Annotated in this window: 16 protein-coding genes; all 16 read right to left on the reverse strand. The window is 41.2% G+C overall.

Features of this window, described 5'->3' with window-relative positions; genetic code table 11:
* Position 1 precedes the first annotated feature (1 nt).
* Positions 2–223 carry a hypothetical protein gene (locus ACEZ3G_RS02500; protein WP_432423895.1) on the reverse strand — a complete coding sequence of 74 codons (222 nt, stop codon included), beginning with the start codon at positions 221–223 and terminating at the stop codon, positions 2–4.
* Positions 196–918 carry a hypothetical protein gene (locus ACEZ3G_RS02505; protein ID WP_432423896.1) on the reverse strand — a complete coding sequence of 241 codons (723 nt, stop codon included), beginning with the start codon at positions 916–918 and terminating at the stop codon, positions 196–198. Before ACEZ3G_RS02505 ends, ACEZ3G_RS02500 begins: the two co-directional genes overlap by 28 nt.
* Positions 915–2,816 (reverse strand): PA3715 family protein, encoded by a 1,902-nt coding sequence (locus ACEZ3G_RS02510; protein ID WP_432423897.1) that lies wholly within the window; start codon positions 2,814–2,816, stop codon positions 915–917. The genes ACEZ3G_RS02505 and ACEZ3G_RS02510 overlap by 4 nt, the downstream gene beginning before the upstream one ends.
* Positions 2,817–2,820: 4 nt before the next feature.
* Positions 2,821–3,165, reverse strand: a complete 345-nt coding sequence (locus ACEZ3G_RS02515; protein WP_432423898.1) for a carboxypeptidase-like regulatory domain-containing protein — start codon at positions 3,163–3,165, stop codon at positions 2,821–2,823.
* Between the two features lie 11 nt (positions 3,166–3,176).
* Positions 3,177–4,502, reverse strand: a complete 1,326-nt coding sequence (locus ACEZ3G_RS02520; protein WP_432423899.1) for a hypothetical protein — start codon at positions 4,500–4,502, stop codon at positions 3,177–3,179.
* An 8-nt stretch (positions 4,503–4,510) separates the two neighbouring features.
* Complete coding sequence (locus ACEZ3G_RS02525) at positions 4,511–4,858, reverse strand: hypothetical protein (protein WP_432423900.1); 348 nt, start codon at positions 4,856–4,858, stop codon at positions 4,511–4,513.
* 10 nt (positions 4,859–4,868) lie between these two features.
* Positions 4,869–6,059 carry a hypothetical protein gene (locus ACEZ3G_RS02530; protein WP_432423901.1) on the reverse strand — a complete coding sequence of 397 codons (1,191 nt, stop codon included), beginning with the start codon at positions 6,057–6,059 and terminating at the stop codon, positions 4,869–4,871.
* Positions 6,056–6,673 (reverse strand): hypothetical protein, encoded by a 618-nt coding sequence (locus tag ACEZ3G_RS02535; RefSeq protein WP_432423902.1) that lies wholly within the window; start codon positions 6,671–6,673, stop codon positions 6,056–6,058. Before ACEZ3G_RS02535 ends, ACEZ3G_RS02530 begins: the two co-directional genes overlap by 4 nt.
* A gap of 19 nt (positions 6,674–6,692) precedes the next feature.
* Positions 6,693–7,745: a hypothetical protein gene (locus ACEZ3G_RS02540; protein ID WP_432423903.1), complete on the reverse strand. Its 1,053-nt coding sequence runs from the start codon at positions 7,743–7,745 to the stop codon at positions 6,693–6,695.
* Between the two features lie 92 nt (positions 7,746–7,837).
* Positions 7,838–8,851 (reverse strand): hypothetical protein, encoded by a 1,014-nt coding sequence (locus ACEZ3G_RS02545; protein WP_432423904.1) that lies wholly within the window; start codon positions 8,849–8,851, stop codon positions 7,838–7,840.
* A gap of 54 nt (positions 8,852–8,905) precedes the next feature.
* The gene (locus tag ACEZ3G_RS02550; RefSeq protein WP_432423905.1) at positions 8,906–9,970 is read right to left on the reverse strand and encodes a trypsin-like peptidase domain-containing protein; all 1,065 of its coding nucleotides are present in this window, start codon (positions 9,968–9,970) and stop codon (positions 8,906–8,908) included.
* Positions 9,971–9,980: 10 nt separating this feature from the next.
* On the reverse strand, positions 9,981–11,186 hold the full coding sequence (locus tag ACEZ3G_RS02555; protein ID WP_432423906.1) for a hypothetical protein: 1,206 nt from the start codon (positions 11,184–11,186) through the stop codon (positions 9,981–9,983).
* A 64-nt stretch (positions 11,187–11,250) separates the two neighbouring features.
* Complete coding sequence (locus tag ACEZ3G_RS02560) at positions 11,251–11,634, reverse strand: hypothetical protein (protein WP_432423907.1); 384 nt, start codon at positions 11,632–11,634, stop codon at positions 11,251–11,253.
* Between the two features lie 83 nt (positions 11,635–11,717).
* Positions 11,718–13,418, reverse strand: a complete 1,701-nt coding sequence (locus ACEZ3G_RS02565; RefSeq protein WP_432423908.1) for a cadherin repeat domain-containing protein — start codon at positions 13,416–13,418, stop codon at positions 11,718–11,720.
* A gap of 44 nt (positions 13,419–13,462) precedes the next feature.
* The gene (locus ACEZ3G_RS02570; RefSeq protein WP_432423909.1) at positions 13,463–14,410 is read right to left on the reverse strand and encodes a cadherin repeat domain-containing protein; all 948 of its coding nucleotides are present in this window, start codon (positions 14,408–14,410) and stop codon (positions 13,463–13,465) included.
* 50 nt (positions 14,411–14,460) lie between these two features.
* A complete protein-coding gene (locus tag ACEZ3G_RS02575) occupies positions 14,461–15,027 on the reverse strand; it encodes a hypothetical protein (protein ID WP_432423910.1) in 567 nt (188 codons plus the stop codon).
* Positions 15,028–15,042: the final 15 nt, after the last annotated feature.

The raw sequence follows: 15,042 nt of genomic DNA on the forward strand, positions 1-15,042 counted from the left end.
GTCACAATTTGTTCAGCAAGGCGATAAGGTTCGGAATCAAATCAAACCTTTTTTTGAGATAGATTTCAATGCTGCCAAAGGCCTGTGCGACTTGGTTCTTTCTGGCGATAATTTTGTTGTTGATGATTATGCCGGTGATGCTTATCAGAGCCAAAAATCCCATAATGATGATACTGATTTTCAAAGGTTGGATATTCAGATTCGTAGTTGTTGGAATTCCCATTCAAAGGGTTTAACCAAGGTTTTTATCGATTTTAACTGTTGTAACTCAAATTTCACTTCTTCCTCAAGATATTCTCGTTCGTCATCCTCAGTCCTGGTTTCGGTGATGGTTTTCATGCTTCCGTTTAGAAAATCGACACTGTAATGGATATCTTCTCCAGAGACTCTTTGGGTTACGTTTTCTTCATACTTGATGAGTTCAAACGCCCTATTTTGATACCTAAAAAGGTATTCATGGGAAGTCCATGAGGTACATTCCCTGCATGGCCATATATAGAAATCTAGTTGAAGGTCACCGTTTGGTAGAATATACACCCCCTTAAAAGGCTCATCCATTGCCGGTGTTTTTCGATTGATGATTAAGGTGTTGGATTGCAATACTTTTTTAAACTTTCCATTGCGTTTACCAAAGTAGATGCCCAATGTTCTGGGACTTGTAACTATTGTATCGTTTTCAATATCATCGGTGTATTGAATCGTCTTTTTTACGGGGCTTTGTATAGCAAAGGCCAGGTCTACATATCCATCTCTGTTAAGGTCCCCTGAGGCCTGCGAGAGTACCTGCCAGCCATCGGGAATCAAATCGTGCATTTCCTTTCCTGATTTGGGTAATTCAGGATACATGGAATCCACTTGGGCAGAAAGCACATGAATCCCTAAAACCATCCGTAAAAAAAAAGCACTTTTAAGCCTCATTCGTTGTTTAGGAGTAATGTTAGTTCATTGTTCTTGTACGCATACCGTACATTATGGTTGGCAATTACCTGCTCTTGTTCTCCACCTGGATTTCGTATTAATTTGTTCGCTTTAAAGGAAAATTCAATACCCGCTTTACCTTCCTTAATTTCAATGATTTCAGTCAAATAATTAGTGCCGTTTTGCTCGGGGTCGTATCCTTCAATATCCAGCGTTCCCACATGCTCTATCTTTTCATCCTGATAGATGAAAACTTCGCCGCCAAATGGATATTCAAAGCCCATTTGACAAATTATGATGGTTTTATCAGAAGCTTCGCTTTTATAAAAATGGGGTTCAAAATGGTACAAATCCCCGAAACCTTTTGATATATAGTGTATTTCGTTGTCTTCGTTCAATAGGAACAATCGATAACCGTTATCGGTTTCAGTATCAGGAAATACTATTTTTCCGTCTTTGGGCATATACAGTCCAGACAAAAGGATAAAAGGTTCCATTTGAAATGCGTGACCCACGTGGACATTTTCCAACCGAACATTCTCTCTTTTGTTCGGAGCGTATTCAGAATAGGCAATAGTTTCGGTATCATATTCCGAGTATCGCCAGCCATTAAATTTTAAAATTGTGGTTTTGGGATCAAGCTTCATCTCTGAAAGGCAATCCCCGTTTTTATCTTTAAAACTATGGGTATACGATTTTTCATTATCGACCCAGATATCAAAATAGCCGTTGGTTTTTTCCTGGCCCATCCTAAGACTTTTTTTCGTCTCATTAAATTCACCATCACAATCGCCGTCCCATTCCCCACCATAATCTGCTATGGCGTAATCGGATAGTACTTTAAGCAGACTATCACCTGATTTTATGAATAGTGACAACATTTTATTTGAATACGGATTTACCCTAGAAGATCCAAAATGGGAAACGGTAACCCCAAAGGCCATTTTATCTTCGGCAATCTTGTAGGGTTTCGGGTCTATTTGAAGACCATCCAATTCAATGGCATCTGAAACCCATTGGTTTGTTTCATGGCTTTCAAAATACTTGTGTGTTATTTTTCCAGAGTGGTTATCAACCACTACAATGTGGCTGTTCAGGTCAAAATAATGATCGCCCTCATCTACGATCTCAGGGATGACAATGATGGTTTCTTTTGGATTATCGGGGTGCGGTGCCGAGGAAATGAGATTGGTTTTTGTTTGCACCCAATCTAGTTTTAAGTTGGTAAGAACACCATCGATCAATGCAAAATTTTCAAAGGCATCGTTCAATTTTTTTGTGTCTATATGTTCAATGTTACCATCACCGGTTATTTCTAATTCGATTTCTTGAACTTCTTTGTCATTGTCCCAAAAAATCCCGTGTATGGTCAGTTTGTTTTCGCTGATCCTTGAGACGGTCCTTGACATAGATTCGGCGATTTCATCAAAAGCAACGGGTTTATGGTCGATGATGTTTCCATCGGTATCGTAGTTGATCAGTATGGTTTCCATCTCATGTTCTCCATGTTGTACGGTTACGACAAGGGTGTGAAAATTAGTGTTCAGAGGAAGCTTATACAGGGAAATCGCCTTGTAGTAATGCTGCTTATCATCAAAATTTTCATAAATGTTGTTCAATTTCAACGCTTTAACATCTATTCCATCGGGATTATCTTCTGTAAAACTGTCAAAATGGGTAGTTTCTATATGGGGTAGTTTTTTAGATGGGGCAAGGGCAACAATTTCGTCAAAAGTGAGCGTTACGGTATTGTTTACAATCGATGCCATCCGGTTGGCCGTACTGTCTTTTACCGTATTTAACTCATCTTGTGGCATTTGATTTTTGCTGTCTTTGGTAGTTTGGCCGCATGAAATCATTAAAAGTGCAAGCGCTGCATAAAGATTTTTGTATCCCATAACTTCAGTTTGAATTTTCCTTTTTTAATCGGACTTGGGTTGTGTCGTTCTTTATAAATTGATAGTTGACCTGTTCGCCATGTGCCCAAACAGTAGGAATGGTATCGGTCTTATAACCCTCTTTTACGAATACCAAACTTAAAATCCAATTGGGCGTTCGATTTAATTTGAAGTATCCTTTATTGTCCGTTTTGGTGCTATTTTCTTCGACATATTCTTCAAAAACGGTTACATTCTCTAGGGGTATATTGTTTTCATCCAATACTACACCCTGATAAAAATCGTTTGTCTTTTGTCCACAGGACAAAAGCACAAAAATTAGCACGTAGAAGCTATATTTCACGCTCATTTTTAGTCCACTTATTTGGTTTCTACGTGCCTAATGTCAAATTCCTCTGCATCTAAAACGGTCAAACTGTAGGTCTCTTCCAGCACTACATTACCGCCCCCGCCGCCACCTTCATTGCCAATGGTTAGGTATATTACTTGTGGGTCTTCTGTACCATTGATGACCATCTCGTTAAAATCGTAATTGCTTAAGGTAAAGCCATCCTCGCCTTTAATGTTTAAAATATTGCTGCTGAAAGTGATTGTAAGGTTATTGTAATCGGCTTTTTTCTTCCATTCGTTCAGTATGTATTCCATGAGCGCCATAGCGAAGTTTTGCGGGTCGATGTTTTCAGGGGAATCCGGGTTCATGCTTATTTCATCTTCTGATACATCCGATTTTTTGGAATCGAGCAAAATGATATGTTCCGAATCATATTTAAAAACATCGGTCTGGGAGCGGTGCCATGAACTTGACTCACGCATATTGATTCCAGTTACTTTATAATCGACCGTAATCGTTTTTTTAGATGCATCGGTTTGAATGAGAATCTCATCAAAAGTGGTCTGTACGGTTGCCGTATTGGGAATCGTAGGGCAACGTTTCGGCTTATCCATCGCGGCGGCATCTTTGAAAAACCACTTTCGTAAAAAGTTCAATTGCTTGTCAGAGCATTGATGGTCCAAATCCAAGGCCGAAACAATTCGGCACCAGAGCACACGTTCGTTACCTTCTGAATCATAGCCTTGTTCACATTCGTTACCAATGTCATAGGCCACAAAGGCCAAGGCCGCTTTTTCGGGGGGTGTGATATTGTGTAAATAACTATGGTTGATGACTATGGTACTGATAGTGTCTTTTACTGCTTCATCATAAGCATTCTTTCTTTTTAAAAATTGAAAGGGCCCTTTGGACGATACTATTTTCTTGGCATCCAAGGCTATTTCAGCAATAGCTACGGATTCTCGGTCGCCCGGCATCGAGATGCTGTCCATTTTCCATTGCACTTCAATTACATCGCCCTGTAAAAAATTGTAATCATTATTATCGAACCAATCCCAATTATAGACCAAGGAAACCTCGGCACCATTTTTTTTCCCAATAAGATATCGATAATCGTAGTCGTCGTTATAGTCGTTGAATTCTAGGGTGTCGATATACGTTTTGTTCAAAATAAGGGTTTCATTTGGCCGTAATGGACTTTCTACCTGTATTGGAATTTGATTCGTGTCAAGCGTATCAATTTGCTTTTCAATTGCTTCTAGCTGCTCCACCCCTGTTTCAGGAGTTTTTATATTCTTGGCACCTTGCTGGCAGGAAAAGAGCAATAGTATCAGTAAAATGGGCAGATATTTCATTTTCTCATTTAAATAACATCGATCACAACTTCTAAAACATAGTGGACTATGGCTACGAAAACCGTTATAGCCAACAGCAAAGCAATGCGTATAAGGGTTCTATTGGCCCTTGGTCTGCGTTTTTTACTAAGAAAAAACCAATCAATAGCAATGAATAAAAGGGCTATAATGGCTCCAAAGGGCAAACCGATAAAAAACAAGCCATGTAGATAGAAAACTTTTAATAGGTAGCCAAAACCTCCTATACTTTCATCCTCGGCGATATCGCCCAATAATAGACGCATATAAACAATGCCCATGAACAAGGACAACATCGTCCAGAACAGGTAGGTGAAAAGATGTTTTGCAATGCGCATTGTGTTGCTTTTAATTCATTTTTTCTTTGGTGCAAAGCCTTTCCCTGTCGGTTTCGTACGGCATGCCTTTTAGTCTCTCAAAAAAATCGGCATCTTCGAGATTCAATTCCTGTACCACATTGCAGACATAGATAAAGGCATCTTCTTGATTGCTGCTTTGGGTTCTGTAAACGGTATGGGCAAGTACCCAAGCGTTGTTTTTAAAGGTAATGTGGTAATCGGCCTCTAGAAGTCCCCCATCCAAAAATGCCGTTTTAATGAAAAAACCACCCTTTTTTGCAACCACATCTACAATCTGGTTGCCTCCATCCTCTGAAAAATTAGTTGTTTTCAATCTATGTTGGTATTCATCACCAACATTTTCAAAAAGAAATAGTTCATCACCTTGGTACCGCGCTGCACTTACAATTTTGTCCAACTTGCCATCATTATTTATATCAATATCCCTGATAAAATAGTGCTCACTTCCTTCAAAATCGGAAACGGCATAATGGATCGATCCTTCATCATCCATCAAATCGGGTTTTTCGGGATCTGGTAAAATAGGATCCGGATTTTCATTATGGTCGTAAAAACTTGTTTCGAACAATTCTTCCAGTATTTCTTTTTTGGACGGACTCAAGTGGGAGGCAAAATCGGCATCGAATTTTGGATGTGGCCCATCAAAAAGGAAGAAAAGGACGGATTTTGCTTTGTCGTTACTTAGCTCGTTCATTAAATAATACGTATCATTTTCTTTGATATAGTTTACTACATGGTTCTGAAAGTAATTGACCCCATCGGCTTCCCAATGGCCATCCTCACAAATAGCTATAATTTTCTTTTCGTAGCTGGGGTATTTATTGGTGCGCAACAGATAAAACAAATATTCAATGTAATGCACACTGTGTTCGTACAATTCGTGGGGTGCGTCTTCTTGCGCGTTCCACCCAAAATAACTTTGAAACTGTTGGTAGTCTTCAGGAAATTGCCTCAGAAATTCTACCTCATCCTTATCCTCCATAGCCTTATATAGATTTTGGATGTTGATTTCCCTTACCCCCTTTTCGTTTGATAGGGTTTGGGTTTCCCGAGCGTCTTCTTTTACGCGTTGACTCTCAGTTTCCCTTTTACCCTTTGTCCGTTCTATGGGATTGGTCTCTTTGTTTCCTTGTCCGCAAGACAACAATAACAGAATTAAAATAGCAGATGGTAATTTCACTGTTGAATCTTGGTTTTAGGTTGAACTTGAATCGAAACCATATTGATAAGGCTATCCGCCTTGAAATACTCCCCTTCTTTGTACCAACCGATTTCACCACAGACCAAGGTCGAATCTTGTGCACAAGGGTCATAATAAAATTCGGCCAAACGGTAGTTCGTGTACATGCCCAATTCTTCGGATACAAAGCCCCCTAAGTCCTCTTCATGGTCAATAAAATAACCAGTACCCGCTTCTCCCAAAAAACCAAAGGTGAAGCCTCCGTATTCATAAAAGTAAATGCCGTTTTCATCGGTATAGGCCAGTGGTTTTCCCTTTTTATGCTCGGTCTGCAGGTGCTCCTTAATTTTTTCTTGGATGGCCCTTTCTACTACAGAATAGTCCTTATCCGGATATTTGACCAAGTACAGATTTGGATATACTTCAGATTGAATAAACCGCATATTTTTAAAAAAGAAATGGTTGATAACGAGTGACATGCCGCCAATAACAAACACGATTAGGGCTACCTGAACCCGCTTTTTACTTTTTAGGGTCCATTTGAACAACCGAAAGCAAAGCAGTAGAAGCAGAATCGCGATGATGAGCAGTAATATGAGCAATACTATGAACACAAGCTTGGTCTTTGAATAATTAAAATGGTTGCATCGGCTTAAGCAAATCCAGGGCATTTTTGGCTATATAAACGGTGTACAAAGGCATTTCTGCAAAATTCGCATTCTCATGTAGCACCCGAATCAAGTAGCTTCCTTTGTCCAGTAACGCTTTATATGACCCAAATAGTTCACCCTTTTTGCTCAGGTATTCTTTCAACGTATAGAATCTTTCATTTTTCAATATTGAAAACTTGTATTGACCCTCTTCCGTTTCTGATTCGATATGGACGGATACCTGGGCATCTTCTCTTAAATCAAACAGGAAAAATGTCGCGTTGGCATAAAAGGCATCGGTAACCGAGGAATAGGTCTGGGGCCCATCAATGGCTGCGGCATTGCCGTAAAACATGGGTTCTACAAAGTTGATGATCTGATACGCTTCTTCATTATTGGTCTCTTGAAAGGAGTACAGCCCGCCCTTGAAACTAAAGCGAACATCTGAACTCTTTTTAAGGTCTATGGTATAGCCAAGTTTTGTTGGAAACGAGGGCTTATACCACTGGTTGTCAAAATCCGTAGTATTGCTATATTCGGCATACTCCAGATATACATTCCCTGAATTGATAGCCGTAGGATACACCCCTTCCACAACACGATCCAAGTTTTTTAGGTCTTTCAATTGTTCCTCAATTTGTTCCGGAGCATCTCCTTGAAACATATAAAATCGGGTCACAAACCTTCCGTTTTTCTTAAAGACCCAATTCTCTACACCCATTTCGCTTTGAAGTCCGAAATGCAAAAACTTTCCTTTTTCAACTTTATAGAGGGGTTTTAGGTTGGTTGTCTTGTTGGAACAGCCTGGGCATTCCGCTTTAAAAAAATTCGCCAACATTGAAGTTGACCTTTTAAAATCTTCTAGAAGCTGTATTTCTTTAACTTCAAGCAATTCTGAAAAGGATTTGGAAACATCCTCATTCGTAATTTCTTGAAATGGATATATCGTGGAATCCAATGTCTTAAAAGCTCCTTTTTCTAAAGGGGAAGGTAACAATGCTTTACATGAACCAAATACTAGAGCAATGAAAAGCATAGCACAAACTTTAATGAAGATTGCGACATGCTGCGAAATTTTATAACGTAGAATCATTGGTCCTCTCAATTCTAGCGGTTCCCTTTTTATTGTTAAGGCAAGCCATTTATCAAGGCTTCCAATTCACTTTCGGTGGCAATATTCAAATCGGCATCCGTAATTTCTATGGTCTGGCCATCTGCAATGGTGACCGATTTTATGGCATAGAGCCATTGCCCATTTTCTTCAGTTGTGAAAACCACGTGACATTCCAAACCGATAGGGATTTGCCCATAATGCTCACTAAAAAGTCCGGTTGTGGCATCATAGGTGTCCAAATACGCCAAAGCATTGGGCTCACCTACGTATGCTAGGTACACCCTACTGTTTTCATCATTGAAACCTTCAGGCACCTCTACTAAAATGGTTGTCTTTGGTCTTGGGTCGCTAAAAAAGCGGTCTACATTGGTCCATCCAAAATCACCGAAAGGAGCGACATAGAAGCGTTCGCCCTGATCGCCGTTCTGAATCTCAGCCTCAATAGGGTCGCCATTGGGATCAACATTCTGGTCCCATACAAAACCATCGCAATCATCATCAATGCCGTCGCAGTCTTGATCGCCACCGTTTCCTTTCCATAGGGTCATTCCAGTGTCGGCCCCTCCCGTAATATCAGAAGGGATGGTGGCCACGATATCACAGTCCTCATCAACGTTTTCACCGTCTTGGGTGATATTGAGGAAAAATTCCCCTCCAGAAATCAATAGGGCCTTGTCGCCATTGGGCAGGGTTCCCATGGTAGGTTTATCGGTGGTCAGCATGGTTCCTCTTTCGAAAAGTTCGACCACTTGAACGTCGACCATGCCCGTTACGGGATTACCGTTTCTTGAAAGGCAATTGCCGTTGATAACGAACATTACCCCGCTTTCGGTCGTAAAAAAATTGGTCTGTTCCGCATTAATTTGAAAGTTCTGTACCTTATGTTCAAGTGCCGCACTTCTCAATTGGGCTAAAGCTTCTTGAGTTGCCCTTACAGGGGTTTCCCTCTCTGTGTTTTCATCATCGGAGCAACTCGCAGTAATGACCAGTGCCGCAATGAACAGGCTTTTAAAAAGGGTTGCTTTCATAATTAAAGTTTTGGGGTTTAACTTTTTTAGGGATGGTGGCCTCTTAGACCGATTCTATTTACTATAATGCGTCATTTCAGCCCCGAAATCGTTTACGAAAATATTGTCCAGCGCATCGGCCTTTAAGGCCAACTGGGCCAGGTTCTCCAATATTTGATCCTTTTGGTTAGAATATAGGTCACTGATATGAATGCGATATGAGAGGTAGATCTGATTGTCAGAAATGGACAAACGGTGTGGTTCCGTATCGGCAGTTAAAATGTACTCGTATACCTCCGCCAGATTTTTACGCGGCAAATCGTTTAAAGGCGAGGTTGCGAATAGGTAATTGTTGTCATAAACGAACATGCGAATCTCTGCACTGCCCTGATGAAAATACCAACGTTCCCAGCCTGACCTTGCCAATACGGGGTCGATACCTAATTTCGAGATGGCCTCCTCAACTTTAAGGCTAAAATCTGAAAGGGCGATTTCCTCAAACAGTTTTTCGTCGATGTTGGTGCCGCAATTGGGGCAATAATCGGTCTTTTCTTCAATTAGTCCCCCACAGTTGGAACAGCCAAGGGTAAACGTATTTGATAATTCACCCGCAACCTTCAATTCTTCTTTTAGCGTTTCCAAAGGAATTGCAAACCCCATATTATCGGCATCGGAGAATTTTGAGGTTACGATGCCGATCAATTCCCCTTTTTCATTGATGACGGGGCCGCCGCTATTTCCGGGATTGATGGCGGCATCGGTTTGAATATAATAGCTGCCGCCCATACTTTGACGGGGATTGGAAACAATGCCTTCGGTTACCGTAAACGGCATGCCGTAGGGGTAGCCAAGTACGATTACCTTATCGCGTGTACGTGAAATTGTACTATGATTCAGCACTACTGTATCTACAGGTTTGGGAAGGTTGTCCGCCCTGAGAAAAGCAATGTCCTTTCCCGGATTTACATACAAGACTTTGGTCAGGTACCTATTTTTATCTTTTCCTTCGATACTAACGGTATGGCAACCGGCCACCACATGGTAATTGGTAATGATAACGTCATTTTCTTTATGGTAAAATCCTGTACCTGTGCCGTTTGCGGTATTTATCTTGAATACCGAACTTTCTATGTTTTCCATAATCCCTTGCTTAATTTGTTTTAAAGTTTGCCATCATTTGTTGCATCATCGCCATGGATTGTTGCATTTGTTCGCCCATCAATTTTGAGAGGTCCATGCCAAAATCCATTCCTGTAATTTCATCCTCCATAATGGCTTGCATGCCCTCTAAAAGCATTGGGGCGGACTGACTAAATTCAAAACCATAGGCCTGTGAAAGGGCGTCGGTTATGGGTTTACCGATCTCCTCATTGACCAAATTGTAGTAGAACAAACTGTAAAAGCAGGAGAGCAAGAGATTCGTGGCATCTTCAAATCTTGAATTGGCAATCATATCTTGGGCCTCTTCATAACTTTCTTGCCAGTTTTCCCTGATATTCTCCTTTTTACCACTGTATTTATAGGGAATGAAGGTTTCAATTTGATACAGGTCCGCCATGAACTTATCTACCGTGAGCGCCCTTAATTTTTCCAATGCCGTTCTGCCGTTGAGTAAGCGGTCATGAAAGGGCGTTCGTACATCATACAACCCGTCTACCGCCTTTTCCAATAGTGTGCGCACATACCCTTGGGGCTCGGCATGAAACTCAATTTTTTTCAAGGTGATGTTCAACGTGTACCAGGCATTGTTGCCATGACGTTTTTCCATGTATTGGTCAAAACGATTCAGACCATACTCCATTATTTGTTGACAATTGGAATAGGCTTGCTGTTTTAAATCCGTTGGAATTGAAATGGTCTTTGGCTCCTGTAGATGCTCAGCACCAAATTTTTCGATAAACTCATCGTCAAGGCTATCCGCGTAATAGCAAATCTCCCTGAGGATGCCATATATTTTGTACGGTTCGCAAAGGGTTATGGGGCATGAAAATTTGAAATAGACCAAATCATCTTCCAGGACTACGTTGGTGAGGTTCAGCGGATTCATGCGCAACTCTGCCAATCGTCGCATCAAGGGTACTTTTTTGGCATTTGCGATGTTCAAAAAGGGACATTTGACCCATAATTCATCCGCGGTTTGGGTGATCGAAATCACTACCGAACCATGCGGGATCTCATAGGTATCTCCGTTTTTCTTGTTTTTAAGGTTGGGGTCGATATAATCCAATAGGGTAGGGACTACCTTTTCAAATTGTTGGCTATTGAACAACCCTACCGCTTCGTCCCATTTTTCATCTTGTCTGGTCGAAGCTTTTTTAGGATGTATGGGTGGATAATACGTATTGCTTTTGCTCATTGATATCTGTTCTATGCTTGGTTCGTGTTATGTAAGTGATTTTGGCATTGGCCCAATTGGTTGGCTAGGCTGCTTTGGCTAACAACTTTTCCAATTCGTCGAAGGCCTTTTGTTGCGAACCTTTCAATAAGGAGTTTTTAATGGCTTCCCCTGCAATTTCTAAAACACTCCTATAGGCTTTTACACTTTTACCGAAATAAGCGTTCAATACCTTGTTGGGTATAAAATGACTGACTTTTAAAGTATTGTCATTTACAAAAAGGGCCTTTACGGCGTGCATGCCGCTTTTTTTGATTACCAGGCATTGGGCCATTTGCCCATTGACATCGATGGTGCCTTCCCAAATATCGTATTCGATGGAGCACTCGTAGTCCGTTTGTGTCTTGATAAAAGCCTTAAGGCTATCGAATGAATTGTATTGGTTTTGAATTTTAAGTAATGATTCCATTTTGGTTTGTTTTAAGGGATATGGAACCACGCTACGTATGATTGCAGCGTGGTTTTTGTTTTAGCTTTGAAAAAAATAGGGTTTTAAAAATCTGTAAAGGACCTGATAGGCAAAACGGGGAAATTAGAAGTGTTTTTAGGAATGGGTATAGGGGCAGTAGTACTTCCCAAAAAAGCTATATAAGCTTGATTAGCATCAACTTCTGTAGAAGTCCAAACTGTACCTAAAAGGGCACTTCCTCCATTGGCCTGTATCGTGGGCCAAATGTAGTCGTAGTAATTAATGGCTATTTCATTGAATTCATCCACACTTGGCAAAAACCAATCATTATATCCATTCCAATCCAAAAGCGAAATAGATTCTGCGGCAGAATAAATACAACCTGCCGAAATTATTGCCGTTGAATTGGTTTCTCCCGTTCCTATACCCGTTCCAGAAGCGCCTGTTAATATCCCTGAACAACCCCAAGCGTTAACATTTAAGTTGGTGGTTGCACACACCAACCCTTCACTATTGTTACTAGCTGGGTCAATCCAAAAGATAACACCTCCAAATTTATACTCTCCGATTTCGTTCAAGTCATTAAGTTCTACGAACGCATTGGCGGAAACGGTTTGGGTACCGTTGCTTACCGAGATAGTGGCCAACATATTGGGGTTGGTCTCAAAATCGAAAAGTATTTCGTCCGCTACGGAAAGTTCCCCAGTACTTTGGTTGATTGCAAATGCACCCGCAGGGTTCTGGAACGTAATAGTATATGTTAAATTGGAACCACTTGCCTGTAAGGCTCCTACAACATCGCCATTGGATGGGTTTTCATCAATGGTCAAGTCAGTATTTGTGGCAGAAACTTCATCTACATCGATTAGATTAATTGTGGCGGTTACAGCTGTGGTTTCTACACCATCCGTTACTGAAATATCTGCAGTAATGACTGGATTGACCTCAAAATCAAATAGGTTGGGGTCAATGACGGTCAATTCTCCCGTCGCGGCGTCAATAGCCATGGCACCCATAGGTGTTTGCGAAATAACGGAATAACTGAGCGTACCATTTCCAGTGGCTTGTACAGTACCTAAAACCTGACCGTCAATTGGATTCTCATCAACCGCTGCGGTAAAATCCTGAACGGTTATTTCAAGGACATCATTAAGGTTTACCGTGACCGATACAGGGTTTGCGGCATCCGCTATGGAAACGGTCGCCGTCAAGGTCGGGTTGGTTTCAAAGTCGAAAAGCGAAGCATCTGCAACGGTAAGTTCGCCCGAATTGGAATCAATGTCCATGGCACCTACCGGAGATTGCGTGGTTATAGTAAAACCGGAAGCGTTGCCCATAGTTTGAAGACTACCGATAACCTCACCATTGGTCGGGTTTTCATCGATGGTCACTTCCAAATTCTGTGCGGTAACCTCATTGGTATTGTTTAGGGTAATGGTTACGGTAACTGAATTTTCGGCATTGTCCGAAGTAATTGTCGCGGTAATCGTAGGATTCGTTTCAAAATCGAATACGGTCGCATTGGCAACAGTAAGTTCACCTGTATCACTATCTATGCTCAAAGCACCGGATGGAGATTGTGAAGTGATACTAAAGTTGGTACCGGAACCTCCAACGGTTTGAATTGTTCCTACAACGGCACCGTTACTAGGGTTTTCATCCAGTGATACCTCCAAATTCTGGAGACTTACGGTGCTTGGTTGGTCATCGTCCTTATTACAGCCAATTGTCATCAGCAATACCAAGGCTAGAAATATCTTTACGTTTAGAATTTGTTTTATCATGGTTTTGGGTTTAATTATTGGAATAAATTTTTGAATTTTAATTCTTAAAATGCGGTAAGTATTTCGTAGCTACCCACAAATACGCCGGAAACGGTAACGCCATTATTATCTACATAGGAATAGCTACAGTCGATAGTACCCGTCATGGTATTGAGGTCGAAGGTGCGAGCGTTGATCGTGAGCAGATTCGATGTGCCGCTACCTTGAGGTAAAGCAGTGTGGTTGTGCAAGGTGCCATCTGCTGGTTGTCCAAAGGTTTGGCTGCCCACCGACATTGTATTCGTAAAATTGCTAACCCCATATCTTGAATAGTTATTACCGCTCATGACGATGGAAACAAACCCATTGGGATTCGTCTGTGGGTCCCAAATAAAGAAAGGTGTTTCCGCCAAAGTGGGTTTGGTCGCGATTAGGTTACAGGTAACCTTCGTAAAAACGGTCGTCGTCGTTTCAAAAGCAATTTCGTTAGAGGCATCCTCTACAATATCACCATCGGTAAAAACAAAAGTGAATTCCCGATCGTATTCCATGTCAATGGAAGCATCATCCACCAATAAATAGGCCTTTGGTGTAACATAGGCATCGGAACCAATCACAAATTCGGTATTGGAATTTCCGGGCGTGGTCGATTCGAACAAATCGTTCAGGTCGATAGTGACTATGGCCGGATTGGCCGCATTATCGGCAGTAACGCTAGCCGTTATCATGGGATTTGCTTCAAAATCGAATATGGAGGCATCCGCTATGGTCAATTCACCTGTTGTAGCATCAATGCCCAAAGCTCCGGCTGGTGATTGTGAGCTGATGCTGAAATTTGTCGTGGGCAAGTCGGATTGCACCGTTCCCACAGAATCCCCATTGGCGGGATTTTCATCCAAGGATACCGTTAAATCTTGAAGGTTTACTACCTGGGCACCATCGTCACTACTACAAGAAATATGAAGTGCAAATGTCAAAAGGATAACATAGAATGATTTAAAAAAATGTCGCATAATAGTATTGGTTTGATAGGTTTAATGAATTGGAGAAATTAAAGGGGTTTTTAGTAGTCCATCTCAATGAATGAGCCCTCCAATCCGTATGAAAAAGTGAAGGAGGTTCCCCCGTTTTCGGGCTGTAGTTTTACAATGTACTCCGCCGCTTCAATATCTCCGTTTTTTGGATATTTTATAAAGGCCATTTCAAGTCGTGGGTTGTCTATATCTTTCTCTTCTTCTAGTTGTTCCCTAGATTTCTCAACGAGCTCACCCAATTTTTCCAGGCTGATTTTCTCGTTCAATTGGAACATAAAATCCGCCGCTTTGGTGCCCTCTGGCACTTCTAGGGTTATATCAGAAGTTTGGTTCCAATTACCCATGGCGTAGGTCCATTGACCCATTTCCATAGATTCTGGATCATTCGTTACCGTGGTAGAAATGCTGTTACCTATCGATTCGTTATAGATAATGGTCAATTCGGTATAATAGGCATCATTACCAAATTCTTTCTTCAATTCTTTCTCAATGCCAGAAAAGCCATCTGCCGTGGCAGGTTGTTTTGATGCACCTCCACCGCAGGAAATCGCCATTGTCGCTATGATGCCCATGAGGGCCATTTTCAGTTTTTTCATTTGTTTTATGATTTA

It is taken from the genome of Meishania litoralis (genome assembly GCF_042611095.1).
In the GTDB taxonomy this organism is placed as follows: domain Bacteria; phylum Bacteroidota; class Bacteroidia; order Flavobacteriales; family Flavobacteriaceae; genus Meishania; species Meishania litoralis.

What these genes read in the sequence shown, in the direction of transcription:
- ACEZ3G_RS02500 (WP_432423895.1), bottom strand. Translation starts at nt 223, where the DNA reads ATGGGAATTCCAACAACTACGAATCTGAATATCCAACCTTTGAAAATC.
- ACEZ3G_RS02505 (WP_432423896.1), bottom strand. Translation starts at nt 918, where the DNA reads ATGAGGCTTAAAAGTGCTTTTTTTTTACGGATGGTTTTAGGGATTCAT.
- ACEZ3G_RS02510 (WP_432423897.1), bottom strand. Translation starts at nt 2,816, where the DNA reads ATGGGATACAAAAATCTTTATGCAGCGCTTGCACTTTTAATGATTTCA.
- ACEZ3G_RS02515 (WP_432423898.1), bottom strand. Translation starts at nt 3,165, where the DNA reads ATGAGCGTGAAATATAGCTTCTACGTGCTAATTTTTGTGCTTTTGTCC.
- ACEZ3G_RS02520 (WP_432423899.1), bottom strand. Translation starts at nt 4,502, where the DNA reads ATGAAATATCTGCCCATTTTACTGATACTATTGCTCTTTTCCTGCCAG.
- ACEZ3G_RS02525 (WP_432423900.1), bottom strand. Translation starts at nt 4,858, where the DNA reads ATGCGCATTGCAAAACATCTTTTCACCTACCTGTTCTGGACGATGTTG.
- ACEZ3G_RS02540 (WP_432423903.1), bottom strand. Translation starts at nt 7,745, where the DNA reads ATGCTTTTCATTGCTCTAGTATTTGGTTCATGTAAAGCATTGTTACCT.
- ACEZ3G_RS02545 (WP_432423904.1), bottom strand. Translation starts at nt 8,851, where the DNA reads ATGAAAGCAACCCTTTTTAAAAGCCTGTTCATTGCGGCACTGGTCATT.
- ACEZ3G_RS02550 (WP_432423905.1), bottom strand. Translation starts at nt 9,970, where the DNA reads ATGGAAAACATAGAAAGTTCGGTATTCAAGATAAATACCGCAAACGGC.
- ACEZ3G_RS02555 (WP_432423906.1), bottom strand. Translation starts at nt 11,186, where the DNA reads ATGAGCAAAAGCAATACGTATTATCCACCCATACATCCTAAAAAAGCT.
- ACEZ3G_RS02560 (WP_432423907.1), bottom strand. Translation starts at nt 11,634, where the DNA reads ATGGAATCATTACTTAAAATTCAAAACCAATACAATTCATTCGATAGC.
- ACEZ3G_RS02565 (WP_432423908.1), bottom strand. Translation starts at nt 13,418, where the DNA reads ATGATAAAACAAATTCTAAACGTAAAGATATTTCTAGCCTTGGTATTG.
- ACEZ3G_RS02570 (WP_432423909.1), bottom strand. Translation starts at nt 14,410, where the DNA reads ATGCGACATTTTTTTAAATCATTCTATGTTATCCTTTTGACATTTGCA.
- ACEZ3G_RS02575 (WP_432423910.1), bottom strand. Translation starts at nt 15,027, where the DNA reads ATGAAAAAACTGAAAATGGCCCTCATGGGCATCATAGCGACAATGGCG.